This is a genomic window from Polynucleobacter sp. MWH-UH2A (assembly GCF_018687195.1).
In the GTDB taxonomy this organism is placed as follows: domain Bacteria; phylum Pseudomonadota; class Gammaproteobacteria; order Burkholderiales; family Burkholderiaceae; genus Polynucleobacter.
The window spans coordinates 21,350-44,469 of the sequence record NZ_CP061321.1; the positions used below are offsets into that span (position 1 = coordinate 21,350).

Below are 23,120 nucleotides of genomic sequence, written 5' to 3' on the forward strand. Positions count from 1 at the left end.
TACGAAAGAATTCAGGAATTAAAAGCGGAGAAAGCGATGAGTAACGGAAATATCGTGCAATGTATCGGTCCAGTGGTGGACATTCAGTTCCCACGCGACAAAATGCCAAACATTTATGATGCGTTGACATTAGTTGAAAGCGGCGAAAAATCATTTGCTGAAAAAGGTTTGACCTTTGAAGTTCAGCAACAAATCGGTGATGGCGTAGTTCGCGCGATTGCCATGGGTGCAAGCGATGGCTTGCGTCGTGGCATGGAAGTGAAATCTACCGGTAAGCCAATTTCTGTTCCTGTTGGTCCAGCAACATTGGGCCGCATTATGGACGTTTTAGGTCGTCCAATTGATGACGCGGGCCCGATTGCCACTGAAGAGCGTCGCGCGATTCACCAGCCAGCTCCAAAATTCGATGAGCTCTCCCCTTCCGTTGACCTCTTGGAAACTGGTATTAAGGTTATTGACTTGGTTTGCCCATTTGCTAAGGGTGGTAAGGTCGGCTTGTTCGGTGGCGCGGGTGTTGGTAAGACCGTAAACATGATGGAATTGATTAACAACATTGCTAAGCAACACTCTGGTTTGTCTGTGTTTGCTGGTGTGGGTGAGCGTACTCGTGAGGGTAACGACTTCTACCACGAGATGAAAGAATCTAACGTTATCGACAAAGTGGCGATGGTGTTTGGTCAGATGAATGAACCTCCTGGCAACCGTTTGCGCGTTGCGTTGACTGGTTTGACTATGGCTGAAGCGTTCCGTGACGAAGGTCGTGACATTTTGTTCTTCGTTGACAATATTTACCGTTATACCTTGGCCGGTACCGAAGTTTCTGCGTTGCTAGGCCGTATGCCTTCTGCTGTGGGTTACCAACCTACATTGGCTGAAGAAATGGGTAAATTGCAAGAGCGTATTACTTCTACCAAGACTGGTTCTGTGACATCTATTCAGGCTGTTTACGTTCCTGCGGATGACTTGACCGATCCGTCACCAGCAACTACCTTCTTGCACTTAGACTCCACCGTTGTGTTGTCACGTGATATTGCTGCTTTGGGTATCTACCCAGCAGTTGACCCATTGGATTCAACCAGCCGTCAGCTTGATCCACAAGTGGTTGGTCAAGAGCACTATGAAGTGGCTCGTTCAGTACAGATGACTTTGCAGCGCTACAAAGAATTGCGCGACATTATTGCGATTTTGGGTATGGACGAATTGTCTCCAGAAGATAAGTTGGCTGTGGCTCGTGCTCGTAAGATACAACGTTTCTTGTCCCAGCCTTTCCACGTTGCTGAGGTGTTCACTGGTTCACCAGGTAAATACGTTCCATTGAAAGAGACTATTCGTGGTTTCAAGATGATCGTAAGTGGTGAATTGGATCACTTGCCTGAGCAAGCGTTCTACATGGTGGGTTCAATTGATGAAGCCATCGAGAAAGCGAAGAAGCTTTAATCGAACTCATCTAGGGAAATTATGTCAACCATACGCGTCGATGTAGTAAGTGCTGAGCAGTCTATTTTCAGCGGTGAAGCGAAGTTTGTAGCGCTTCCTGGTGAAAGTGGCGAGCTCGGTATTTTGCGCGGCCACACTCCATTAATGACACGCATTCGTCCGGGTTCAGTTCGCATTGAAAAAGCTGATGGCGACGAAGAGTTTGTATTTGTGGCAGGTGGCTATTTAGAAGTTCAGCCTGATCATGTAACCGTATTGGCAGATACTGCTATTCGTGGCCACGATCTGGATGAAGCAAAAGCATTAGAAGCTAAGAAACGTGCTGAAGAAGCGATGCAAAATCGTGGTACAGAATTTGATTTGGCATTGGCTCAATCTGAGTTTGCAATGGCTGCTGCACAGCTGGCAGCAATTGCACGTTTCCGTCGTAAAAAATAAAAAACCGGGCATTCCTTGCTGTTAAACGACCGGTTTTTAAAGGCTTGCCTAGGCGAAGCGGTAGATCAAACACCGCTTTGGCTCATGCGCCAAGCTGGCCGATATCTTCCTGAGTACAACGCCACACGCGCAAGAGCCGGAAGCTTTCTTGGCCTTGCAAAGAATCCAACATATGCCACTGAAGTAACGCTTCAGCCTTTAGATCGCTATCCACTGGATGCGGCTATTTTGTTTTCCGATATTTTGACCATTCCCGATGCTATGGGATTAGGCTTGAAATTTACCGCGGGCGAAGGCCCTAGCTTTGATCATCCTCTGCGTGATGAAGCGGCTGTTAAGAAGCTGCGTGCTGCCGATATGGGCGAGCTCAAATATGTGTTTGATGCTGTTTCAGAAATTCGTAAAGCATTAATGCAAGATGGTAAGCAGCGTGTACCTTTGATCGGCTTCTCGGGAAGCCCTTGGACCTTAGCTTGCTACATGATTGATGGCTCCAGTTCAGACGATTTTCGTCATGCTAAAACAATGATGTTTAGTCGCCCAGACTTGTTGCAGCATATCTTAGATATCAATGCACAATCAGTGGCTGCATACTTAACTGAGCAAGTCAAAGCAGGTGCACAAGCACTGATGATTTTTGATACCTGGGGCGGAATGCTTCCAGATGGTTGGTATCAAAAGATGTCTTTGGCTTCCATGCAAAAAGTCATTGCCTTGTTGCCAAGAGAGCATGAAGGTAGAAGAATTCCAGTAATTATGTTCACCAAGGGCGGCGCTATTTGGTTGGACGATATGGCGCAAGTTGGTGCTGATGTAATTGCGGTAGATTGGACTATTTCTCTTGGTCGTGCGCGCAAACAGTTGCTCGCCTTAAATAGGCCTTTAGCTTTGCAAGGCAATTTAGACCCGCTTATTTTGTTTTCAGAGCCAGAGCAAATCGCAAAACAAGTCTGTGCAATTTTGGATGATTTAGCCAGCGTCCCGGCCCTTAAGCCTGGGTTGCATGCCTTGGATGGACATGTATTTAATCTGGGGCATGGGATTTCTCAATTCACCCCGCCTGAAAGCGTGTCTATTTTGGCGAAAACAGTGATTCAACACTCCAGGGCTTTAAGGGCAAAGCAATAATACTGAGTAATTGCTAACTTTCTTGGGAGGATTTTTCATAAAAGTTATGCACAGCAATGCGTAAAAATGAAAATTCAGGGAGATTGCGTTTAAAGATAAACTGATGCCTTCGAAAATCAATATAAGCTACTGATTATTAAGGGCTTTTGAATGAATTAATGGAAAAGTAAGCTTTCCAGGTTTGCTGGTAAATTAGCTTACAAATCAAAGTTTTTGGATGATATCCACAGACTTATCCACAAGCAAAATAGAAAAAAACGAAGTACGTCATGCCCTCTCCCACTGTAGTTCAAGTAGTTGTAGATAAGCCTCTAGCCCAGGGGTTTGACTACTTATGGGATAAAGCTAGCCTAGAAGTAGATCCGCAAATTGGCCATGTGGTTGAAGTGCCATTTGGGAGGTCTTCTTTGGTTGGTGTGGTAATTAAAGTAAGCGCTCACTCTGAATATGAAATAAAAAAATTAAGGAGTGTTACCAATCTAGCGCCATTACCCCCAATGGATCCGGCGGCTTTGCGACTCATGAATTTTGCAAGCCAGTATTACATTCATGGGCTTGGCGAAACCATCATTCCAGCGATTCCGCAGATGTGGAAAAAGCCCGCTTCTTGGGGAAAATTATCAGCCTCCCTGCTGGCAGCCGACCTTAAAAAAACAAAGAAAAAAGAGGTCGAGAAAAATCTGGCTGAGGGGTACGTCTCTGAATCTGACTTAAATGATGTTCAGCTTTTGGCCTTGGAGCAATTAAAAAATTTTTGTACCCAAGAAAAATTTAATGCAGCTTTGTTACAGGGTCAGACAGGCAGTGGCAAGACAGCTGTATTTTTGCACTGGCTGCGCGCTCTTCTAAGCGACAACAAATCGCAAGCATTGATATTGGTGCCGGAAATCAATTTAACTCCCCAACTAGAGCGGCGGGTGCGTGCATATTTCCCAGAAAAGAAAATGGCAGTGTTGCATAGTGGCGTCTCTGAAAAGAAGCGCGGCACTGCTTGGTATGAGGCAATTACTGGCGAGGCACAAATAATTTTGGGAACCCGGTTGGCAGCCTTAACACCTTTGCCAAACTTGTGTGCCATCGTGGTTGATGAAGAGCATGACCCATCCTATAAGCAGCAGGATGGCATACGTTACTCGGCGAGAGATCTGGCAATCTGGCGTGCACACGATTTAAAAATTCCCATAGTGCTATCTTCCGCAACGCCTTCCTTGGAAACCTGGATAGCAGCTAAGGCAGGTCGTTATCAACACTTGCGTCTTGATCAACGAGCCCAGGGTGCCGCTTTGCCAAAGGTGCACTTGCTTAATATGCGAGATCCACAAAACCAATTAAGCCCGGGCGACAAAGTGAAGCCAGGGCTAAACTTTTCTTTAAGCAAGCCCGTCATCGCCGCCATCCAAAAAAGTTTGGATGAAAAAAAGCAAAGTCTTGTTCTGATTAATCGAAGGGGCTATGCACCAGTGCTTAATTGTAGTGCGTGCTCATGGTTATCGAAGTGTCATCAATGTAGTTCTTACATGGTGATGCATAAGGCTGGTGCTTTAGGCGGAAAATCAGTCTTAAGCTGTCATCATTGCGGTTTAGTAAAAGGTATTCCTAAGCATTGCCCTGATTGCGGCAACGCTGATTTAAAAACCCTAGGGCAAGGCACCCAAAAATTGGAAGATGCGATTGAGGGGTGGTGGCCTAGTGCGCGAGTATTGCGTGTAGACACAGACTCTAGTCGCAAAAGTAAAGGCGCTGAAGAGCTCTTTCAAGCAATCCACGAGGGCAATGTCGATATTGTGGTCGGCACTCAAATGATTGCAAAAGGACATGATTACCAACACGTCAGTTTGGTAGCTGTATTGGATGCCGATGGTCGATTGTTCTCCCAAGATTTTCGGGCGCCCGAGAGATTATTTGCGCAACTGGTTCAGGTTGCGGGTCGCGCAGGAAGAGCCAACAAAGATGGTGAATATAGCGGCGATATTTACATCGAAACTCAGTTTCCAGAAGCCGCGGTTTATCAGTATTTATTGAGGCATGACGTTGATGGGTTTTTGTCTCATTTGGCCGCTGAAAGAGAAGAGGCAAAGTTACCCCCTTTCTGCTATCAAGCTTTAGTGCATGCGGAGGCCAGGAGCCTTGATAAAGCAACGCGTTTTTTAGGCAAGCTAAAGGGCCGACTACAAAATAAGGGTTTGATAGGTGTGGGTTTAAAGGTTTATGACCCAGTTCCCAGAAGTATGATGCGGGTTGCGGGTGTTGAGCGGGCTCAACTATTGATTGAGTCTGATGATCGCAAGCGACTACAAATGATCTTAGAGGCGATTGATGGCGATTTGCGTTCTCAGTCTCAGGGGCGCATTAGCAAGGATGATCGGGTTCGTTGGTTAATAGAGCGCGATCCCCTGACGATTTAATGCAGCCTGTTAGGCTCCTGCTGTGGAGTTGTATTGATCAAGGCTCATGAGCTGACTTAGCTCAGTAGATAAAGTAGCCTCAGCACTTGGCTTGATTTTGAACAACCAAATTGCATAAGGATTTTGATTTACTAATTCAGGGCTAGCATCCACTGTTTCATTTAGCGCAACAATTTCACCGCTAACAGGCGCATGAATATCGCTCGCTGCTTTTACAGATTCGATTACTGCAATGGCTTCGCCTTGCTTAACTTGTTGACCTAGCTTGGGCGCTTGAAAAAACATGACATCACCCAAAGCCTCTTGGGCGTGGTTACTAATGCCAACCCATATCAAGCCATCATCTTCAAGATCGGCCCACTCATGGGTTTGCGCGAATTTAAATGTATCTTCGGTATTCATGGTTCTATCCTTTCAATCCATTTTATGCGCAGTCCCATAAACTAGGGGCTCATCCATTATTAAATTATCTAGCCTCTAAATATGCCAATTAAATTAGGAATAGTTCCCGTTACCCCCTTTGAACAAAATTGCTCGATTTTGGTTTGCCAGGAAACGGGTGACGCCGCAGTAGTCGACCCCGGAGGGGATATTGAAAAGATATTGGATGGCGTAAAACAAATGGGCGGGAAGGTAAAAAAGATTTTGCTGACGCATGGTCACCTCGATCATTGCGCTGCTGCTAAAGACTTATCAGATCGGCTTGGGGTGCCTATTGAGGGGCCACAAGAGGACGAGCGTTTTTGGATTGATCAGTTGCCCGAGCAAACCGTTCGCTTTGGATTTGGACATGCCAAAGTGTTTGAGCCAAATCGCTGGCTTAATGATGGCGATCATGTGCAATTCGGCAATGTAGATCTTGAAGTATTTCATTGCCCCGGACATACACCGGGACACGTGATTTTTTATGACAAAGAAGATCGCCTGGCGATTGTTGGCGACGTGTTGTTCGCAGATTCAATTGGCAGAACAGATTTTCCGCGCGGTAACCATGCAGACTTAATTCATGCAATTAAAACAAAATTATGGCCTTTAGGCGATGATGTGCAGTTTGTGCCAGGACATGGGCCAATGTCTACGTTTGGCAATGAGCGTAAAACGAATCCTTACGTGGGAGACAAAGCTTAGCAACCGTGATGATTGCATGTGCTACTGGGACTATTAGGTTTTTGCTGAACCAGTGCGGTGCGTACGGTTGTATAAGCAGCTAGCGCAAATCCAGCGTTGCTTGCGATTACTTGTCGGAATCCAAGTTCCACCTTCAAGGCGCTTTTCGCGACTGCAAGAAGAGCAAAATTTCAGGCTCTGTGAAGAATCTTGGGCGGCTGGAGTCGATGTAGTCATGGGCAATCCGGGTAAGGCAAATCTTTATACAAAGAGCTATTTTACCCGTTTTGTCCCGCTGGCACTGGGGATAGAACCACTCGAACGGAGTCAGCAGTTTTATTCCCCTCAAAATCTAACCAGGCCTTGTTCTTGAAATCGTAAAGTTTGCACTTGCGCGCGGTGTCGAAATACCATGCCCAAGAGAACTTTTGGATAAAAATGCGCTCTGGGAGGATGGTTTCGAGGGTTTTTTGGGCCTCTGGAAGGCGATAAAGGGGAACGCTCATATCCACGTGATGGGCGGTGTGCTCCATGATGTGGTGCATCAAAGAGCCCCAAATCCAACTAAAAGTCAGGTGAACGGTTGTCGAAACAAACGGTTGAGCACGCAACCACTCGGATTTTTTGTCATACCAAGACACTGATGGGTGGGTATGGTGAACGTAGACCACAAAACCAATCATGCCGTTCCAAAACAAAAATGGAATCGCAAAACCGGTAAGAAGGCCAACCCAAATTGATTGGTTGGTAGCGATCGCACCAGCAATGAGACAGCCAATCCAAATAATTGCAAACGCAGTTACGAGTGAATTATCTTTGAGAAAAATTGGACGATCACCAGGTTTGTTTTTTGCATTTGGGAAGTACTCACGTCTCCACCAAATTTCAATCAGGTAATAAAAAACAGGACCCCAGCCGCTTCGGTAAAGGCGCTCTAGAGCCTTACGCCATGAGGGTAAGGCGTCAAACTCTTCTTTCGATAGAGGCGCCCAAACAAAGTCAAAGCCCTTTAAATTGGTTTGTCCATGATGCACCACATTGTGACCAACGTCCCACAAGCTGTAAGGCGTGAGTGAAGGCAAGAATGCAATGCGTCCGAGTACTTTGTTGAGCTCGCGATTAGGGGTGAAGCTTTGATGACATGCATCATGTCCCAAGATAAAAATGCGGCCAGTTACAAAACCAGCAATTAATCCAAAAATAACTTTTAGCAAAATGTTTTCAACAAACACGGTGCCAGCAATGCAGCCGAGCCACAGGAATGAATCAATCAACAGCAACATAATTGCGCGTGCTGTTTCACCTTGTGCCATTGGGATCAGCCAGCTCCGAATTATTTTGCGATGTGGCAATGGCGCCTCAGGCGGCAAGGGATTTGTCAGGGACGGCTCAGAAAGGGCTGAATTTAGATGTGTAGACACGATAAGAATCAATAAGTTAGACGCAAATTTTAGCGGTTTTCACGATTTTACGCATGATATAGGTCAAAAACCCCTTGTGTTTTGGCGCGCCCGGCAGGAATCGAACCTGCGACCCTTGGCTTCGGAGGCCAATACTCTATCCACTGAGCTACGGGCGCCCATGGAAAAACTGGATACCCCGTTATTGTAAGTGCCTATACCCCTACTCTCTAGTTATAATCACCGCAAAACAACCCTAAAACCCGTCAAACGATAAATTCTTATGAGCAACGAGCACGGAAATCTGATTAAGTCCCCAAAACAACTCATCATCATGGTGTTCGCAAGCTTTTTTGTACCCTTGATCATTATTTTGTTGTTGATGGTGTTCGTTAACAATGGCAAGCGCGGCGAATCTACAACTACGACCGAACAGCTGATTAAGCCAGTTGCTCAACTCAATTTCAAAGACGCTAGTGGCCCAAAAGAATTGCAAACTGGCGAACAGGTTTACAAAGCAGTTTGCTCTTCATGCCATGCAACTGGCGCTGCTGGTGCTCCAAAAGTTGGCGATGCAGGTGCATGGGCCCCGCGTATTGCAAAGGGCTATGACTCATTGTTGACTTCCGTCCTCAAAGGTAAAGGCGCAATGCCAGCGCGTGGCGGATCAAGCCCTGCCGACGTTAGTGATTACGAATTGGGTCGCGCAGTGGTTTATATGGCCAATGCATCTGGCGGCAAATTGCCAGAACCAAAAGCACCTTCAGCTAAGTAATTTACGAAATAATTTCTTAGATCTGTATTTTTAAAAGCTGGCTATATGCCAGCTTTTATTTTTCTTGCTCTTCTGCTTTTGCATCTAGAGCAATTTGATAAGCCTCTTTTTTGTTTGTGCCTAAGGTTTGGGATAGCACTGTAGCAATTTCTTTGCTGCCAAGATAGGGGGTCAATGCATGCGCCAAGCGATTGAGAGAGTCAATGTCTGGAGCCTCATCAGTATTGCCCTTGCGACCCGCCACGAGAATGACAAATTCACCTTTTAGATGTTCGGAATTTTCAAGCCATTCTGAAATTTCATGCGCCTGAATTGAAGCTAATTGCTCAAATTTCTTTGTAAGCTCTCGGCAGATGAGTAGAGAGCGCTCTTTTTCTAAGGAACTTGCAAGCAAGAGAAGTGTCTCGCGAATATGGTGTGGTGATTCAAAAAAAATGCTCACCTTCTTGCTGCTGATAATGTCTTGTAAACAGGCATCCCGATCCTTAGTTTTATGCGGCCAAAAGCCTAAGAATTGAAAGCGCCCCTCTGAGTTCAGCATGACTGAACCAGATGCAGAAATTGCGCAAGATACTGAACTTACGCCTGGAACCGGAATAACTCGGTACCCAGCATTTTGAACTTGCTCTACTAAGCGTGCTCCTGGGTCAGAGATTCCAGGGGTGCCAGCATCAGAGATGTAAGCCCAGCGTTCATGGTTTGAAAGATGCTGAATAACAGTTTGTGCACCACTAAGCTCATTGTGATCATGAAGTGCAATGCACTTTTTATGAATACCAAACTGGCGTAAAAGAGCCGCGCTATGTCGGGTGTCTTCACAAGCGATCCCATCGACTGAATTGAGGATATGCAGGGCGCGCAAAGTAATGTCGCCCATATTCCCAATAGGAGTTGCAACCATGTACAAAGCCCCAGATGGCAGATCTTGTTGTTTTAAAAAATCGAGTGAGGCAAATTCCATGGGTTTATTGTCTGCTGAACATGAATCAATAACAAGAGAATACGTTGGTTTTGAGTTAAGCTGACTACATCTAAATTTAGGGTTACTTTGGCGCATAATGTTGCTATGAACAAAGATACGATTGAACGTTTGCGTCAACGCGCATCCCAACATTTTTTAGACAGCATTGCCGTAAAACAGGAAGCCGAAAAGACGCTTCCCAATGCAGTTGCTCAGGGCGTGCTGGCCATGGTGGATTGTTTGCAAGCGGGTGGCAAGGTAATGGCTTGTGGCAATGGAGGCTCCGCTGCTGATGCTCAGCATTTTGCGGCAGAACTGATCGGCCGATTTGAGCGTGAACGACAAGAGTTGGCTGCAATTGCTTTGACAACCGATAGCTCCATATTGACAGCCGTTGGTAATGACTACAGTTACGACGAAGTATTTAGTAAACAAGTGCGCGGCCTAGGCAAAAAAGGCGACATCTTGTTAGCAATTTCTACTTCAGGAAACTCAAAGAATGTTGTGAAAGCAATTGAGGCCGCAAAAAAAATCGGCATCAAAATTATTGCGCTTACTGGAAACGGTGGCGGAAAGATTGCTACCCTCTTGGATAAAGATGACATTCATTTGTGCGCACCCTCAACTCGTACGGCGCGCATTCAAGAGACCCATTTGGTCTTGCTGCATGGCTTATGTGATGGTGTTGATCACGTCTTGTTAGGTTAATTTTTTAAATCAATACAAAGTACCTTTATGCAAATCCAATTTATTAGTAAATCTTTGATTGCAGTTTTGCTCGCCACCCAATTATCTGCATGCGGAATTTTGGCGGTGGGTGGCGTTGCGGCAGGCGCTAGCGTGATGGCGGATCGTCGTACGCCAGGCGTGCAAGCAATTGACAATGGAATTGAGATGCAAGCAAATGCGGCGCTCTCCAAAAAATTCGGGGATAACGCACACATCAATGTGACTTCATTTAATCAGAAAGTGTTGCTAACTGGTGAAGCAAAAGATGCCGACATTAAAGGCGAAGCCGATGCTTATGTAAAGGCCATGAAAAATGCGCGTACTGTGTTTAATGAAATTGTGATTGGACCTAACAGCACCTACACTGCTCGTGCAAACGATTCTTATCTCGAATCAAAGATTAAAACGCAAATGATTTTTACTGATCAGTTGCCATCAAATTCTATGTCCATCGTGGCAGAGGGAGCGAGCGTATATCTGATGGGAATCTTGACTCAAAAAGAAGCAGACCTTGCCAAAAAAGTAGCTAGCAATACCAATGGCGTAAAAGATGTTTATGTTTACTTTGACATTATTTCTGACGGAGAAAAAAACCGCCTAGAGAAGCAAGGTAAAGCTGACGAATCACAACCCAATAGCCCGCCAAAGTTCCAATAAATTTTGAGAAGTGTTGTGATGTTGCAAAAATATGCGCTAGTAAAAATAATTTTTATTTTTACAGCGCTTTTTTGTTTTATTACAAAAGCCTATTGCAATAACGAAGACCAACAAGCTTCTGTACTCGCAAAACAAAATGCTTGTTTAGGTTGTCACGCGGTTGATAAAAAAATTGTTGGTCCAAGCTTTCAATCTGTCGCACAAAAATACAAACACGATCAAAACGCAACCACCTTTTTAAAAAACAAAATTATTAAAGGCGGCGCAGGCTCATGGGGCGTTGTGCCGATGCCGGCAAACGCAAAATTAAGCGATGCAGATTTATCTTTATTGGTGAGTTGGATTTTGCGTGGCGCACCAAACCTCAACTAACATGCTTCGTTAACGCGCGTGTTTTGGTTTTCCTAAAAACCACCACCATGCTTGATTGGCAAGTTTCAAATTTTCTTTTAATGCGTAATCAAAATCAGCCCACTGTTCATTAGCAGCTTCTTCAACAATCGTGCCAGGATTCGCTGGTGGCAATGTGAGGTAAGCGTCGGCATCGCCATAGGCATACTCCACTTTCATGCCGGCTTTTTGCGCCAAATGCATCATGGCTTTATTGTTTGCAAGACAGTGAACATAAAGGGTTTGAATATTGCTATTGCGTGAGTGCACTGCAGAGCGGTTCAGTAGCGCAGTACCAAGCCCTTGCGCCCTACCCTCTGGCAACACAGAAACTCCAAATTCAGCAGCACGGGGCTGCCCTTTGATCTCAGGAAGATAGGCTAGATGAGCCATACCAATGAGCTGCAGGTCGGCATTGAATACACCAAAAACCGCATCTTGATTGAAATCTAGGTGTTCAACGTAATGATGAATAACTTCATCCGGGGTCTGGGTGCCAAAACGTAGGCGACGGTCTTCATCGCCTAGCTTAAGCAAGTGGTCGAGGATCGCTTCCTTATGACCCGCATGAAGTTCTCGCACAGGAACTACCCGCCCCGCCAAGAAAGGGCTGGAAGGTGAGTGACTGTTCGCTAATTTATTGTGCATAGCAACATATTAGCACCAATCAGAGAAAATTTCAGGGTTTTCCCTTGGTTTGTGGCTTATGCGCAAATAGCCTTTAAGGTGACCCCCACTTCTTCGCCGAGCTTCAAAAAGAGGGGCTAAACGCAGAAAATTTCAAAAAAGATTGAAATTTTTTTCAAGTTTTATGTGACTGATTTTATTGAGGTTTTTTAGAAAGTCAGAAAAATCTTCGCTTTTTTTAGGAAAAAGAGTGCAAAAGGTGTTGACAACCCTATTCGGGTATGTCATAGTCTCGCTTCTTCGCTGAATGTTTTTCAAAAAACGATTCAGCCCTCTTTAAAAATTAGTCAACCGATAATTGTGGGTACTAAGTGAAAGCATCCAGTCCTTCGGGACAGATGTAAATAAATAGTACTCATAGACAGTAAAGAGATTTGGTTTTTACCAAGTCGATTTCTTGAATGAGTGCGACGATCCGCAAGGATCACAGGAATTGAACTGAAGAGTTTGATCCTGGCTCAGATTGAACGCTGGCGGCATGCCTTACACATGCAAGTCGAACGGCAGCACGGGTGCTTGCACCTGGTGGCGAGTGGCGAACGGGTGAGTAATACATCGGAACGTACCTTATCGTGGGGGATAACGCAGCGAAAGCTGTGCTAATACCGCATACGCCCTGAGGGGGAAAGCGGGGGATCGCAAGACCTCGCGCGATTAGAGCGGCCGATGCCTGATTAGCTTGTTGGTGGGGTAAAAGCCCACCAAGGCGACGATCAGTAGCTGGTCTGAGAGGACGATCAGCCACACTGGGACTGAGACACGGCCCAGACTCCTACGGGAGGCAGCAGTGGGGAATTTTGGACAATGGGGGCAACCCTGATCCAGCAATGCCGCGTGAGTGAAGAAGGCCTTCGGGTTGTAAAGCTCTTTTGTCAGGGAAGAAACACCGGCTCTAACACAGTCCGGGAATGACGGTACCTGAAGAATAAGCACCGGCTAACTACGTGCCAGCAGCCGCGGTAATACGTAGGGTGCGAGCGTTAATCGGAATTACTGGGCGTAAAGCGTGCGCAGGCGGTTATACAAGACAGGCGTGAAATCCCCGGGCTTAACCTGGGAATGGCGCCTGTGACTGTATAGCTAGAGTGTGTCAGAGGGGGGTAGAATTCCACGTGTAGCAGTGAAATGCGTAGATATGTGGAGGAATACCAATGGCGAAGGCAGCCCCCTGGGATAACACTGACGCTCATGCACGAAAGCGTGGGGAGCAAACAGGATTAGATACCCTGGTAGTCCACGCCCTAAACGATGCTGACTAGTTGTTCGGGATTTACATCCTGAGTAACGTAGCTAACGCGTGAAGTCAGCCGCCTGGGGAGTACGGTCGCAAGATTAAAACTCAAAGGAATTGACGGGGACCCGCACAAGCGGTGGATGATGTGGATTAATTCGATGCAACGCGAAAAACCTTACCTACCCTTGACATGTCACTAACGAAGTAGAGATACATTAGGTGCTCGTAAGAGAAAGTGAACACAGGTGCTGCATGGCTGTCGTCAGCTCGTGTCGTGAGATGTTGGGTTAAGTCCCGCAACGAGCGCAACCCTTGTCTTTAGTTGCTACGCAAGAGCACTCTAAAGAGACTGCCGGTGACAAACCGGAGGAAGGTGGGGATGACGTCAAGTCCTCATGGCCCTTATGGGTAGGGCTTCACACGTCATACAATGGTGCATACAGAGGGTTGCCAACCCGCGAGGGGGAGCTAATCTCAGAAAATGCATCGTAGTCCGGATCGTAGTCTGCAACTCGACTACGTGAAGCTGGAATCGCTAGTAATCGCGGATCAGAATGTCGCGGTGAATACGTTCCCGGGTCTTGTACACACCGCCCGTCATACCATGGGAGTGGGTTTTGCCAGAAGCCGTTAGCCTAACCGCAAGGAGGGCGACTGCCACGGCAGGGTTCATGACTGGGGTAAAGTCGTAACAAGGTAGCCGTATCGGAAGGTGCGGCTGGATCACCTCCTTTCTAGAGAAAAGATGCTGGAGCTATAGTGCCCACACTTATCGGTTGACAATAATAGCCACGGGTCTGTAGCTCAGCTGGTTAGAGCACTGTGTTGATAACGCAGGGGTCGTAGGTTCAAGTCCTACCAGACCCACCAATCAGTAGTGATATGGTCTTAGTGGACGTTGGGGGATTAGCTCAGCTGGGAGAGCACCTGCTTTGCAAGCAGGGGGTCGTCGGTTCGATCCCGTCATCCTCCACCAACTCTTAAATGTCAAAACTAAGCAATTAGTCAATTGTTTAGTTTTGCCATTTATGGCTGTTCTTTAAAAATTTGAGTAAGCAAAGTGTCAAACGTATCTTTGAGAGTGCGTTTGACAATGTAATAAGGGTAAAGATTGAATCATCAATCAGTAATATCAAACGAGTTTTACAAAGTTCTTAACAAGTACTTACAGTTTGGATTACGGCAAACATGTCAGAAGTAGAAGTAAAATCTGTAACAGGTGCTAGCAATGGTGCTCGTTATAGGATCAAGTGAATAAGTGCACATGATGGATGCCTTGGCGATTACAGGCGACGAAAGACGTTATAACCTGCGATAAGCCCCGGGGAGCTGGTAAATAAGCTTTGATCCGGGGATTTCTGAATGGGGAAACCCACCACTTTTGTGGTATCCATACCTGAATACATAGGGTATGAGAAGCGAACCTCGTGAACTGAAACATCTAAGTAGCGAGAGGAAAAGACATCAACCGAGATTCCCAGAGTAGTGGCGAGCGAAATGGGAAGAGCCTTCTAGTGATAGCTCAGTAATTAACAGAATGGAATGGAAAGTCCAACAATAAAGGGTGATAGTCCCGTATGTGAAAATTATTGGGTGGTACTAGGCTAGAGACAAGTAGGGCGGGACACGTGAAATCCTGTCTGAATATGGGGGGACCATCCTCCAAGGCTAAATACTCGTAATCGACCGATAGTGAACAAGTACCGTGAGGGAAAGGCGAAAAGAACCCCGGGAGGGGAGTGAAATAGATCCTGAAATTGTGTGCATACAAACAGTAGGAGCCTCGTAAGGGGTGACTGCGTACCTTTTGTATAATGGGTCAGCGACTTACATTCAGTAGCAAGCTTAACCGAATAGGGAAGGCGTAGCGAAAGCGAGTCCGAATAGGGCGCTAGTTGCTGGGTGTAGACCCGAAACCAGTTGATCTATCCATGGCCAGGTTGAAGGTGCGGTAACACGTACTGGAGGACCGAACCCACTAACGTTGAAAAGTTAGGGGATGAGCTGTGGATAGGGGTGAAAGGCTAAACAAAACTGGAAATAGCTGGTTCTCTCCGAAAACTATTTAGGTAGTGCCTCGTGTATCACCGTAGGGGGTAGAGCACTGTCATGGTAGTGGGGTCCATTGCGGATTACTGCGCCATAGCAAACTCCGAATACCTACGAGTGCGAGCACGGGAGACAGACATCGGGTGCTAACGTCCGGTGTCAAGAGGGAAACAACCCAGACCGCCAGCTAAGGTCCCTAATATATGCTAAGTGGGAAACGAAGTGGGAAGGCTAAAACAGTCAGGAGGTTGGCTTAGAAGCAGCCATCCTTTAAAGAAAGCGTAATAGCTCACTGATCGAGTCGTCCTGCGCGGAAGATGTAACGGGGCTAAGCATATAACCGAAGCTGCGGATCACAGCAATGTGATGGTAGGAGAGCGTTCTGTAAGCCTGTGAAGGTGTCTTGTAAAGGATGCTGGAGGTATCAGAAGTGCGAATGCTGACATGAGTAGCGATAAAGGGGGTGAAAAGCCCCCTCGCCGTAAGCCCAAGGTTTCCTGTTCAACGTTCATCGGAACAGGGTGAGTCGGCCCCTAAGGCGAGGCAGAGATGCGTAGCTGATGGGAACAAGGTTAATATTCCTTGACCATTGTTAGATGCGATGGGGGGACGGATCGCGGAAAGTTGTCCGGGTGTTGGATGTCCCGGTTCTTGCGTTGGAGATGGCTATTAGGTAAATCCGGTAGCGTAATTCAAGGGCGTGAGACGAGCGAATTTATTCGCGAAGCAATTGGAAGTGGTTCCAAGAAAAGCCTCTAAGCTTCAGTCTAACAAGACCGTACCGCAAACCGACACAGGTGGGCGAGATGAGTATTCTAAGGCGCTTGAGAGAACTCAGGAGAAGGAACTCGGCAAATTTGTACCGTAACTTCGGGATAAGGTACGCCCTGGTAGTTTGAACCTGTACAAGGGGAGGACGAAAGGGTTGCAATAAAAAGGTGGCTGCGACTGTTTAATAAAAACACAGCACTCTGCAAACACGAAAGTGGACGTATAGGGTGTGACGCCTGCCCGGTGCTGGAAGATTAAATGATGGGGTGCAAGCTCTTGATTGAAGTCCCAGTAAACGGCGGCCGTAACTATAACGGTCCTAAGGTAGCGAAATTCCTTGTCGGGTAAGTTCCGACCTGCACGAATGGCGTAACGATGGCCACACTGTCTCCTCCTGAGACTCAGCGAAGTTGAAATGTTTGTGATGATGCAATCTACCCGTGGCTAGACGGAAAGACCCCATGAACCTTTACTGTAGCTTTGCATTGGACTTTGAATCGGTCTGTGTAGGATAGGTGGGAGGCGTTGATAACAGGATGCTAGTTCTGTTGGAGCCAACCTTGAAATACCACCCTGATTTATTTGAGGTTCTAACCTTGGCCCGTTATCCGGGTCGGGAACAGTGCATGGTAGGCAGTTTGACTGGGGCGGTCTCCTCCCAAAGTGTAACGGAGGAGTACGAAGGTACGCTTGGTACGGTCGGACATCGTACCTAAAGTGCAATGGCAAAAGCGTGCTTAACTGCGAGACCGACAAGTCGAGCAGGTGCGAAAGCAGGTCATAGTGATCCGGTGGTTCTGTATGGAAGGGCCATCGCTCAACGGATAAAAGGTACTCTGGGGATAACAGGCTGATACCGCCCAAGAGTTCATATCGACGGCGGTGTTTGGCACCTCGATGTCGGCTCATCTCATCCTGGGGCTGTAGCCGGTCCCAAGGGTATGGCTGTTCGCCATTTAAAGAGGTACGTGAGCTGGGTTTAAAACGTCGTGAGACAGTTTGGTCCCTATCTGCCATGGGCGTTGGAGATTTGACGGGGGCTGCTCCTAGTACGAGAGGACCGGAGTGGACGTACCGCTGGTGTACCTGTTGTTTCGCCAGAAGCATCGCAGGGTAGCTATGTACGGAAGAGATAACCGCTGAAAGCATCTAAGCGGGAAACTTGCCTGAAGATGAGATCTCCCGTAGGTTTAACCTACATAAAGGGTCGTTGAAGACCACAACGTTGATAGGTCGGGTGTGGAAGCGCAGTAATGCGTTAAGCTAACCGATACTAATTGCCCGTTAGGCTTGATCCTATAACCAGCACTATTGTGTTGGATGTTTGCCAGATTTAATCTGCATCCTTAATTACATGCTTACTCAAATAGAGTTGTTGATTTATCAGCAACTCAACCCTCTACGCCCGGTGACCATAGCGAATTGGAACCACTCCTTCCCATCCCGAACAGGACAGTGAAACGATTCTACGCCGATGATAGTGCGGATTACCCGTGTGAAAGTAGGTAACTGCCGGGCACCAATGCGACGCCCAGACCCTTTTAGGTCTGGGCGTTTTTACTTGTGCAAAGCGTTGAGATATTGACAGAAACTCCATTTGGAGTCAGAATATTGGGTTCGCGGAGGGGTGTCCGAGCGGCTAAAGGAGGCAGACTGTAAATCTGTTGGCTACGCCTACGTAGGTTCGAATCCTACCCCCTCCACCAGATGTGCGGGATTAGTTTAATGGTAAAACAGCAGATTTCCAATCTTCGGTCAAGAGTTCGATTCTCTTATCCCGCTCCAGCATTAGTAGCAAAAAGAAAGGCCCATGTGGCTCAGTGGTAGAGCACTCCCTTGGTAAGGGAGAGGTCGGCAGTTCGATCCTGCCCATGGGCACCAGGCTTAGTTTTAATTAATTGTGTATTTCGTGTTTTGGTTTTGAAGAGTTAACTAAAGGCAGACAAAAATGGCAAAAGAAAAGTTCGAGCGGACAAAACCGCACGTAAACGTAGGCACTATCGGTCACGTTGACCACGGTAAAACTACCTTGACAGCAGCAATCGCAACCGTGCTCTCAAAGGCATTCGGTGGCGAAGCTAAAGCATACGATCAGATCGATGCGGCTCCAGAAGAAAAAGCACGTGGTATTACGATTAACACAGCACACGTTGAGTACGAAACTGCTGGTCGTCACTATGCACACGTTGACTGCCCAGGACACGCTGACTATGTAAAAAACATGATTACTGGTGCTGCGCAGATGGACGGCGCAATCTTGGTTTGCTCTGCAGCTGACGGCCCAATGCCACAAACTCGTGAGCACATCCTCTTGGCACGTCAGGTTGGCGTTCCTTACATCGTTGTGTTCCTTAACAAGTGCGACATGGTTGACGATGCTGAATTGTTAGAGCTCGTTGAAATGGAAGTACGTGAACTCCTGTCTAAGTATGACTTCCCAGGTGATGACACTCCAATCATCCGTGGTTCTGCAAAATTAGCATTAGAAGGCGACGAAGGCCCATTGGGTAAAGAAGCCATCATGAAATTGGCTGAAGCATTAGACACTTACATCCCAACTCCAGAGCGTGCTGTTGACGGTGCGTTCTTGATGCCAGTAGAAGACGTGTTCTCAATCTCCGGTCGCGGTACTGTAGTAACAGGTCGTATTGAGCGCGGTATCGTTAAGGTTGGTGAAGAGATTGAAATCGTTGGTATCAAGCCAACTCTCAAAACCACTTGTACTGGTGTTGAAATGTTCCGCAAATTGCTCGACCAAGGTCAAGCAGGCGATAACGTCGGTATCTTGTTACGCGGTACAAAACGTGAAGAAGTTGAGCGTGGCCAAGTATTGGCAAAACCTGGTTCTATCACTCCACACACTCACTTTACCGCTGAGGTTTACATCTTGGGTAAAGATGAAGGTGGTCGTCATACTCCATTCTTTAACAACTATCGTCCACAGTTCTACTTCCGTACAACGGACGTAACGGGTTCAATCGAGTTGCCAAAAGACAAAGAGATGGTGATGCCTGGTGATAACGTCACGATTACCGTCAAACTCATCGCGCCAATCGCGATGGAAGAAGGTTTGCGTTTTGCGATCCGTGAAGGTGGCCGTACTGTTGGCGCCGGCGTGGTTGCAAAGATTTTGGCTTAAGAAGCATTTAGAAATAAAGGGGTGTAGCTCAATTGGCAGAGCGTTGGTCTCCAAAACCAAAGGTTGGGGGTTCGATGCCCTCCGCCCCTGCCACGATTTGAACTGAAAGCAATATGTCTCAACAAACTGCAAGTCATTCTGAAGAAAAAAGCAGCTGGGTCTCAGGCCTTGCTGCTTTAATCGTCGTTGCCGCGTTAGTGCTTTACTACACGCTCATCGACCAATCTTTATTGGTGCGCTTAGCGGTATTGTTTGGCGGCATTGCTGCGTCAGTCATGATTGTGGCGATTTCTCCTGATGGGCGTCGTTTTATCGCCTATGCAAAAGATTCTTGGTATGAAGTAAAAAAGGTTGTTTGGCCGACTCGTAAAGAGACGACTCAAATGACTCTAGTCGTATTTGGCTTTGTTCTGATCATGTCCTTGTTTTTGTGGATTGCAGACAAATTAATTGAATGGCTAGTTTTTTCAGTCCTTTTGGGCTGGAAGTGAGTAAGCAAAATGACTGATTCAGAAGTGGTCGTAAATTCTCAAGCTGCTGGTAATAAGCGCTGGTATGTAATTCATGCCTATTCCGGCATGGAGAAGAGTGTTAAAAAAGGCCTCGAGGAGCGTATCGCTCGTTCAGGTATGCCAGAGAAATTTGGCCGTATTTTGGTTCCCTCTGAAGAGGTAGTTGAAGTGAAGTCTGGCTCCAAGTCTGTAACTGAGCGCCGCTTCTTCCCAGGCTACGTCTTAATTGAGATGGAAATGACCGACGAAAGCTGGCATTTGGTGAAAAACACGCCAAAAGTGACTGGTTTCGTGGGCGGCGTACGTAATCGCCCAAGTCCGATTTCAAACGCAGAAGTCACCAAAATCATGGATCAGATGCAGGCTGGAGTAGATAAACCGAAGCCTAAGACCCTATTTGAGGTAGGTGAGATGGTCCGCGTCAAGGAAGGTCCGTTTACAGACTTTAACGGCAACGTTGAAGAAGTGAACTATGAGAAGTCAAGATTGCGCGTTTCTGTTACAATTTTTGGCCGCGGCACCCCAGTTGAGCTGGAGTTTGGCCAAGTAGAAAAGATGTAAAAACAAGGACTTAGTCCTGTTTTGCGGTGCAGCAAAAGTAGTAAAAGTCGTTTTTTGTTTTTAAGTGGTTATTTAGATTTTGTAATTAACCGAGGAGCCGAGCTAGAAAGCCAAAAACTAGCGAAGCGTTAACTCAACAGCGGTCTTTCCTAATGAGGTTAGGCGCGCTTTAAGGAGCAACACATGGCAAAGAAGATTGTTGGCTTTATTAAGCTGCAGATTCCTGCAGGTAAAGCAAATCCATCACCACCCGTAGGTCCAGCATTGGGTCAACGCGGCCTCAACATTATGGAATTCTGTAAGGCGTTTAATGCTCAAACTCAGAGCATGGAGCCTGGCTTGCCAATTCCAGTTGTGATTACAGCGTTCGCTGATAAGAGCTTCACATTCATCATGAAGACTCCTCCAGCAACCATCATGATTAAGAAGGCTGCAAAGATCGAAAAAGGATCACCACGTCCTCATACCGATAAGGTAGGAAAAATTACTCGTGCTCAAGCGGAAGAAATCGCTAAAGCAAAAATGCCAGATTTGACAGCGGCCGATATGGATGCAGCTGTTAGAACTATCGCTGGTAGCGCCCGTTCCATGGGCATCACTGTGGAAGGCATCTAATCATGACTAAGTTATCTAAACGCGTTAAAGCAATTCAATCTAAAGTTGATCGCAACAAGTTCTATCCATTAGAAGATGCATTGAACCTCGTTAAAGAGTGTGCAACTGCAAAGTTTGATGAGTCTATCGACGTTGCTGTTCAGTTGGGCATTGATGCCAAGAAATCTGACCAAGTTGTGCGTGGCGCAGTAGTGCTCCCAGCTGGTACAGGCAAGCATGTTCGTGTTGCTGTTTTTGCACAAGGTGAGAAGGCTGAGCAAGCCAAAGCTGCTGGAGCAGAAATTGTTGGCATGGAAGATCTTGCCGATCAAATTAAAGCCGGCAAAATTGATTTTGATGTGTTGATCGCATCTCCAGACACAATGAAAATTGTTGGTACTTTAGGTCAAGTATTGGGCCCACGTGGTTTGATGCCAAATCCGAAAGTTGGAACTGTTACCCCTGATGTTGCTACTGCAGTTAAGAATGCAAAAGCGGGTCAAGTTCAGTTCCGTGTGGACAAAGCCGGTATCGTGCATGCAAGCATTGGCCGTCGTTCATTCGAGCCAGCTGCATTGAAATCCAATTTGCTCGCATTGCTTGAGGCTTTGAATAAAGCAAAACCTCCTGCATCTAAGGGAATTTATTTAAAGAAGGTTGCCGTAAGCAGCACCATGGGTGCAGGCGTACGTGTAGACCAAGCATCGTTACAGGCAGCAGCTTAATTAGCCTGTAACAAAAAAGAACTTTGGGTCGACTCCCGCTTTTTGAGTGAGAGTCGAACATCAAAGACCGTTGGTGAATTAGTTGCTAGTAAAGAGTTAATTCTTAATTGTTACGAAAGTAACGACCAGCGCAGATGGCGACCCTGAAAAGATTTTCACAAGAACCTTTGTGAACAAATAATCAGACGCTGGTGTGTAACCCCAACTGGAAACAGTTGGTTTTTATGGAGTTAAACCGTGCCTTTGAATGTACAAGACAAAAAAGCGATTGTTGCTGATGTCGGCGCTCAATTGGCTGGAGCCCAAACTGTCGTTCTCGCTGAATACCGTGGTATTCCAGTTGAGCAATTGACAAAGCTACGTGCTAGCGCACGTGACCAAGGTGTATATCTTCGCGTCTTGAAGAACACATTGGCGCGCCGTGCTGCACAAGGCACACAGTTTGAGCCTCTTGCTGATTCGATGGTTGGCCCCTTGATTTACGGCATTTCTGCTGATCCGATTGCTTCGGCAAAAGTATTGCAGAGCTTTGCTAAGACTCAAGATTTGCTAGTCATTAAAGCTGGCCTATACAACGGTAAGTTGTTGGATGTTGCAGGTGTTAAAGCCCTCGCGACAATTCCAAGCCGTGAAGAGTTGTTATCAACGTTGTTGGGTGTGATGTTGGCCCCAGTTTCTGCGATGGCTCGTGTATTGGGCGCAGTGGCAACGCAAAAAGCAGCTGGAGCACCCGCTCCGGTAGCCGAAGCGGCAGCCCCTGCAGAAGCAGCGGCCCCAGTAGCAGAAGCTGCGCCAGCCGCAGAGCCTGCAGCTGAACCAGCAGCCCCAGAAGCTACAGCAGCAAACGAAACCCCTGCCGCTGAATAAGCGACAAATTAACTATTTAAGTATTAGGAGCTAAAAATGGCGATTACTAAAGAAGAAATCATTGAAGCAGTAGGTAGCATGTCCGTTATGGATTTGAACGACTTGGTTAAAGCGTTCGAAGAGAAATTTGGTGTATCAGCTGCAGCGATGGCTGTTGCTGGTCCTGCAGGTGCTGGCGGTGGTGATGCTGGTGGCGCAGAGCAAACTGAATTCACAGTAAACCTCGTTGAAGCTGGTGCAAACAAAGTTTCAGTAATTAAAGCAGTTCGCGAAATTACTGGACTTGGTTTGAAAGAAGCTAAAGATTTGGTTGACGGTGCACCGAAGCCAATCAAAGAAGGCGTTGATAAGAAGACTGCTGAAGAAGCCAAGAAGAAGCTTGAAGAAGCTGGCGCTAAGGCAGAACTCAAGTAATACAAACTCAGCTGGCGCCTCTCACAAAGGGGCGTTAGCCATGTTGGGTTTGACCTTTAGAGGTCAAACCCGATTTCATTTCTGATTGAAATCGGGTTTGCCTTCTGATACGACTGCAGAATGCAAGTTTGGTCGGACAC

20 protein-coding genes, 7 tRNA genes, 3 rRNA genes and 1 pseudogene are annotated in these 23,120 nt (G+C 46.8%); 25 read left to right on the forward strand and 6 right to left on the reverse strand.

Translation table 11 applies throughout. The features are described from left to right. The first annotated feature begins 36 nt into the window (after window positions 1-36). The 4 genes from atpD (at window position 37) to priA (ending at window position 5,408) form a co-directional block, all read left to right on the forward strand. Window positions 37-1,437, forward strand: a complete 1,401-nt coding sequence (gene atpD / locus IC571_RS00115; RefSeq protein WP_112202554.1) for a F0F1 ATP synthase subunit beta — start codon at window positions 37-39, stop codon at window positions 1,435-1,437. A 21-nt stretch (window positions 1,438-1,458) separates the two neighbouring features. Continuing rightward, entirely contained in the window at window positions 1,459-1,875 is a 417-nt protein-coding gene (locus IC571_RS00120; protein ID WP_215316641.1) for a F0F1 ATP synthase subunit epsilon, read from the forward strand. A 15-nt stretch (window positions 1,876-1,890) separates the two neighbouring features. Beyond that, window positions 1,891-3,003: a uroporphyrinogen decarboxylase gene (gene hemE, locus IC571_RS00125; RefSeq protein WP_215316642.1), complete on the forward strand. Its 1,113-nt coding sequence runs from the start codon at window positions 1,891-1,893 to the stop codon at window positions 3,001-3,003. A 269-nt stretch (window positions 3,004-3,272) separates the two neighbouring features. Beyond that, the gene (gene priA / locus IC571_RS00130) at window positions 3,273-5,408 is read left to right on the forward strand and encodes a primosomal protein N' (RefSeq protein WP_215316644.1); all 2,136 of its coding nucleotides are present in this window, start codon (window positions 3,273-3,275) and stop codon (window positions 5,406-5,408) included. A 9-nt stretch (window positions 5,409-5,417) separates the two neighbouring features. On the opposite strand, the gene gcvH is transcribed toward priA, so the two are convergent. Then, entirely contained in the window at window positions 5,418-5,810 is a 393-nt protein-coding gene (gene gcvH, locus IC571_RS00135; RefSeq protein ID WP_215316646.1) for a glycine cleavage system protein GcvH, read from the reverse strand. Between the two features lie 81 nt (window positions 5,811-5,891). On the opposite strand from gcvH, the gene IC571_RS00140 reads away from it, so the two are divergent. Next, window positions 5,892-6,536: an MBL fold metallo-hydrolase gene (locus IC571_RS00140; RefSeq protein WP_371742893.1), complete on the forward strand. Its 645-nt coding sequence runs from the start codon at window positions 5,892-5,894 to the stop codon at window positions 6,534-6,536. Between the two features lie 33 nt (window positions 6,537-6,569). On the opposite strand, the gene IC571_RS00145 is transcribed toward IC571_RS00140, so the two are convergent. The 3 genes from IC571_RS00145 to IC571_RS00155 form a co-directional block, all read right to left on the reverse strand. Continuing rightward, complete coding sequence (locus IC571_RS00145) at window positions 6,570-6,752, reverse strand: hypothetical protein (protein WP_215316647.1); 183 nt, start codon at window positions 6,750-6,752, stop codon at window positions 6,570-6,572. Between the two features lie 41 nt (window positions 6,753-6,793). Then, window positions 6,794-7,828 (reverse strand): fatty acid desaturase, encoded by a 1,035-nt coding sequence (locus IC571_RS00150; RefSeq protein ID WP_215317761.1) that lies wholly within the window; start codon window positions 7,826-7,828, stop codon window positions 6,794-6,796. A gap of 190 nt (window positions 7,829-8,018) precedes the next feature. Further along, window positions 8,019-8,094 (reverse strand) — tRNA-Arg (locus IC571_RS00155). A 104-nt stretch (window positions 8,095-8,198) separates the two neighbouring features. Between IC571_RS00155 and IC571_RS00160 the strand changes: the two genes are divergently transcribed. Continuing rightward, on the forward strand, window positions 8,199-8,690 hold the full coding sequence (locus IC571_RS00160) for a cytochrome c5 family protein (RefSeq protein ID WP_215316649.1): 492 nt from the start codon (window positions 8,199-8,201) through the stop codon (window positions 8,688-8,690). Between the two features lie 55 nt (window positions 8,691-8,745). Here IC571_RS00160 and rsmI read toward each other — a convergent pair whose 3' ends face one another. Continuing rightward, window positions 8,746-9,651, reverse strand: coding sequence for a 16S rRNA (cytidine(1402)-2'-O)-methyltransferase (gene rsmI / locus IC571_RS00165; RefSeq protein WP_215316650.1), 906 nt, complete (start codon window positions 9,649-9,651; stop codon window positions 8,746-8,748). A gap of 105 nt (window positions 9,652-9,756) precedes the next feature. Between rsmI and IC571_RS00170 the strand changes: the two genes are divergently transcribed. From IC571_RS00170 to IC571_RS00180, 3 genes are read left to right on the forward strand one after another with little or no spacing between them, the layout of a single operon-like run. Next, window positions 9,757-10,359, forward strand: coding sequence for a phosphoheptose isomerase (locus tag IC571_RS00170; RefSeq protein WP_215316652.1), 603 nt, complete (start codon window positions 9,757-9,759; stop codon window positions 10,357-10,359). 27 nt (window positions 10,360-10,386) lie between these two features. Then, a complete protein-coding gene (locus IC571_RS00175) occupies window positions 10,387-11,037 on the forward strand; it encodes a BON domain-containing protein (RefSeq protein ID WP_215316653.1) in 651 nt (216 codons plus the stop codon). Between the two features lie 18 nt (window positions 11,038-11,055). After that, window positions 11,056-11,409 (forward strand): c-type cytochrome, encoded by a 354-nt coding sequence (locus IC571_RS00180; protein WP_215316655.1) that lies wholly within the window; start codon window positions 11,056-11,058, stop codon window positions 11,407-11,409. A gap of 9 nt (window positions 11,410-11,418) precedes the next feature. Here IC571_RS00180 and IC571_RS00185 read toward each other — a convergent pair whose 3' ends face one another. Further along, the gene (locus tag IC571_RS00185) at window positions 11,419-12,075 is read right to left on the reverse strand and encodes a GNAT family N-acetyltransferase (protein ID WP_215316657.1); all 657 of its coding nucleotides are present in this window, start codon (window positions 12,073-12,075) and stop codon (window positions 11,419-11,421) included. 474 nt (window positions 12,076-12,549) lie between these two features. Here IC571_RS00185 and IC571_RS00190 point away from each other — a divergent pair. The 16 genes and pseudogenes from IC571_RS00190 (at window position 12,550) to rplL (ending at window position 22,980) form a co-directional block, all read left to right on the forward strand. Next, a 16S ribosomal RNA gene (locus tag IC571_RS00190) occupies window positions 12,550-14,082 on the forward strand. A gap of 59 nt (window positions 14,083-14,141) precedes the next feature. After that, window positions 14,142-14,218: transfer RNA gene (locus tag IC571_RS00195), tRNA-Ile, on the forward strand. 30 nt (window positions 14,219-14,248) lie between these two features. Continuing rightward, window positions 14,249-14,324: transfer RNA gene (locus IC571_RS00200), tRNA-Ala, on the forward strand. A gap of 268 nt (window positions 14,325-14,592) precedes the next feature. Continuing rightward, window positions 14,593-17,466: ribosomal RNA gene (locus tag IC571_RS00205) — 23S ribosomal RNA — on the forward strand. A 106-nt stretch (window positions 17,467-17,572) separates the two neighbouring features. Next, window positions 17,573-17,686: ribosomal RNA gene (gene rrf, locus IC571_RS00210) — 5S ribosomal RNA — on the forward strand. The 16S, 23S and 5S rRNA genes sit together here with 5 tRNA genes alongside, the layout of an rRNA operon. 103 nt (window positions 17,687-17,789) lie before the next feature. Beyond that, window positions 17,790-17,874, forward strand: a tRNA-Tyr gene (locus IC571_RS00215). Window positions 17,875-17,879: 5 nt separating this feature from the next. Continuing rightward, window positions 17,880-17,953, forward strand: a tRNA-Gly gene (locus IC571_RS00220). Window positions 17,954-17,974: 21 nt separating this feature from the next. Then, window positions 17,975-18,049, forward strand: a tRNA-Thr gene (locus IC571_RS00225). Between the two features lie 67 nt (window positions 18,050-18,116). After that, window positions 18,117-19,307 carry an elongation factor Tu gene (tuf, locus tag IC571_RS00230; RefSeq protein WP_215316659.1) on the forward strand — a complete coding sequence of 397 codons (1,191 nt, stop codon included), beginning with the start codon at window positions 18,117-18,119 and terminating at the stop codon, window positions 19,305-19,307. 17 nt (window positions 19,308-19,324) lie between these two features. Next, a tRNA-Trp gene (locus IC571_RS00235) sits at window positions 19,325-19,400 on the forward strand. Between the two features lie 20 nt (window positions 19,401-19,420). Continuing rightward, the gene (secE, locus tag IC571_RS00240) at window positions 19,421-19,798 is read left to right on the forward strand and encodes a preprotein translocase subunit SecE (protein ID WP_215316661.1); all 378 of its coding nucleotides are present in this window, start codon (window positions 19,421-19,423) and stop codon (window positions 19,796-19,798) included. Window positions 19,799-19,807: 9 nt separating this feature from the next. After that, window positions 19,808-20,380 carry a transcription termination/antitermination protein NusG gene (gene nusG / locus IC571_RS00245; protein WP_173954843.1) on the forward strand — a complete coding sequence of 191 codons (573 nt, stop codon included), beginning with the start codon at window positions 19,808-19,810 and terminating at the stop codon, window positions 20,378-20,380. Window positions 20,381-20,563: 183 nt separating this feature from the next. Further along, window positions 20,564-20,995, forward strand: a complete 432-nt coding sequence (rplK, locus tag IC571_RS00250; RefSeq protein ID WP_215316663.1) for a 50S ribosomal protein L11 — start codon at window positions 20,564-20,566, stop codon at window positions 20,993-20,995. Window positions 20,996-20,997: 2 nt separating this feature from the next. Further along, window positions 20,998-21,699 (forward strand): 50S ribosomal protein L1, encoded by a 702-nt coding sequence (rplA, locus tag IC571_RS00255; RefSeq protein WP_215316664.1) that lies wholly within the window; start codon window positions 20,998-21,000, stop codon window positions 21,697-21,699. Window positions 21,700-21,936: 237 nt separating this feature from the next. Next, window positions 21,937-22,461, forward strand: a pseudogene (gene rplJ, locus IC571_RS00260) (50S ribosomal protein L10); the annotation flags it as partial. 141 nt (window positions 22,462-22,602) lie between these two features. After that, window positions 22,603-22,980 (forward strand): 50S ribosomal protein L7/L12, encoded by a 378-nt coding sequence (gene rplL, locus IC571_RS00265; protein WP_173954847.1) that lies wholly within the window; start codon window positions 22,603-22,605, stop codon window positions 22,978-22,980. Window positions 22,981-23,120: the final 140 nt, after the last annotated feature.

What these genes read in the sequence shown, in the direction of transcription:
- atpD (WP_112202554.1), top strand. Translation starts at nt 37, where the DNA reads ATGAGTAACGGAAATATCGTGCAATGTATCGGTCCAGTGGTGGACATT.
- IC571_RS00120 (WP_215316641.1), top strand. Translation starts at nt 1,459, where the DNA reads ATGTCAACCATACGCGTCGATGTAGTAAGTGCTGAGCAGTCTATTTTC.
- priA (WP_215316644.1), top strand. Translation starts at nt 3,273, where the DNA reads ATGCCCTCTCCCACTGTAGTTCAAGTAGTTGTAGATAAGCCTCTAGCC.
- gcvH (WP_215316646.1), bottom strand. Translation starts at nt 5,810, where the DNA reads ATGAATACCGAAGATACATTTAAATTCGCGCAAACCCATGAGTGGGCC.
- IC571_RS00140 (WP_371742893.1), top strand. Translation starts at nt 5,892, where the DNA reads ATGCCAATTAAATTAGGAATAGTTCCCGTTACCCCCTTTGAACAAAAT.
- IC571_RS00145 (WP_215316647.1), bottom strand. Translation starts at nt 6,752, where the DNA reads ATGACTACATCGACTCCAGCCGCCCAAGATTCTTCACAGAGCCTGAAA.
- IC571_RS00150 (WP_215317761.1), bottom strand. Translation starts at nt 7,828, where the DNA reads ATGGCACAAGGTGAAACAGCACGCGCAATTATGTTGCTGTTGATTGAT.
- IC571_RS00160 (WP_215316649.1), top strand. Translation starts at nt 8,199, where the DNA reads ATGAGCAACGAGCACGGAAATCTGATTAAGTCCCCAAAACAACTCATC.
- rsmI (WP_215316650.1), bottom strand. Translation starts at nt 9,651, where the DNA reads ATGGAATTTGCCTCACTCGATTTTTTAAAACAACAAGATCTGCCATCT.
- IC571_RS00170 (WP_215316652.1), top strand. Translation starts at nt 9,757, where the DNA reads ATGAACAAAGATACGATTGAACGTTTGCGTCAACGCGCATCCCAACAT.
- IC571_RS00175 (WP_215316653.1), top strand. Translation starts at nt 10,387, where the DNA reads ATGCAAATCCAATTTATTAGTAAATCTTTGATTGCAGTTTTGCTCGCC.
- IC571_RS00180 (WP_215316655.1), top strand. Translation starts at nt 11,056, where the DNA reads ATGTTGCAAAAATATGCGCTAGTAAAAATAATTTTTATTTTTACAGCG.
- IC571_RS00185 (WP_215316657.1), bottom strand. Translation starts at nt 12,075, where the DNA reads ATGCACAATAAATTAGCGAACAGTCACTCACCTTCCAGCCCTTTCTTG.
- tuf (WP_215316659.1), top strand. Translation starts at nt 18,117, where the DNA reads ATGGCAAAAGAAAAGTTCGAGCGGACAAAACCGCACGTAAACGTAGGC.
- secE (WP_215316661.1), top strand. Translation starts at nt 19,421, where the DNA reads ATGTCTCAACAAACTGCAAGTCATTCTGAAGAAAAAAGCAGCTGGGTC.
- nusG (WP_173954843.1), top strand. Translation starts at nt 19,808, where the DNA reads ATGACTGATTCAGAAGTGGTCGTAAATTCTCAAGCTGCTGGTAATAAG.
- rplK (WP_215316663.1), top strand. Translation starts at nt 20,564, where the DNA reads ATGGCAAAGAAGATTGTTGGCTTTATTAAGCTGCAGATTCCTGCAGGT.
- rplA (WP_215316664.1), top strand. Translation starts at nt 20,998, where the DNA reads ATGACTAAGTTATCTAAACGCGTTAAAGCAATTCAATCTAAAGTTGAT.
- rplL (WP_173954847.1), top strand. Translation starts at nt 22,603, where the DNA reads ATGGCGATTACTAAAGAAGAAATCATTGAAGCAGTAGGTAGCATGTCC.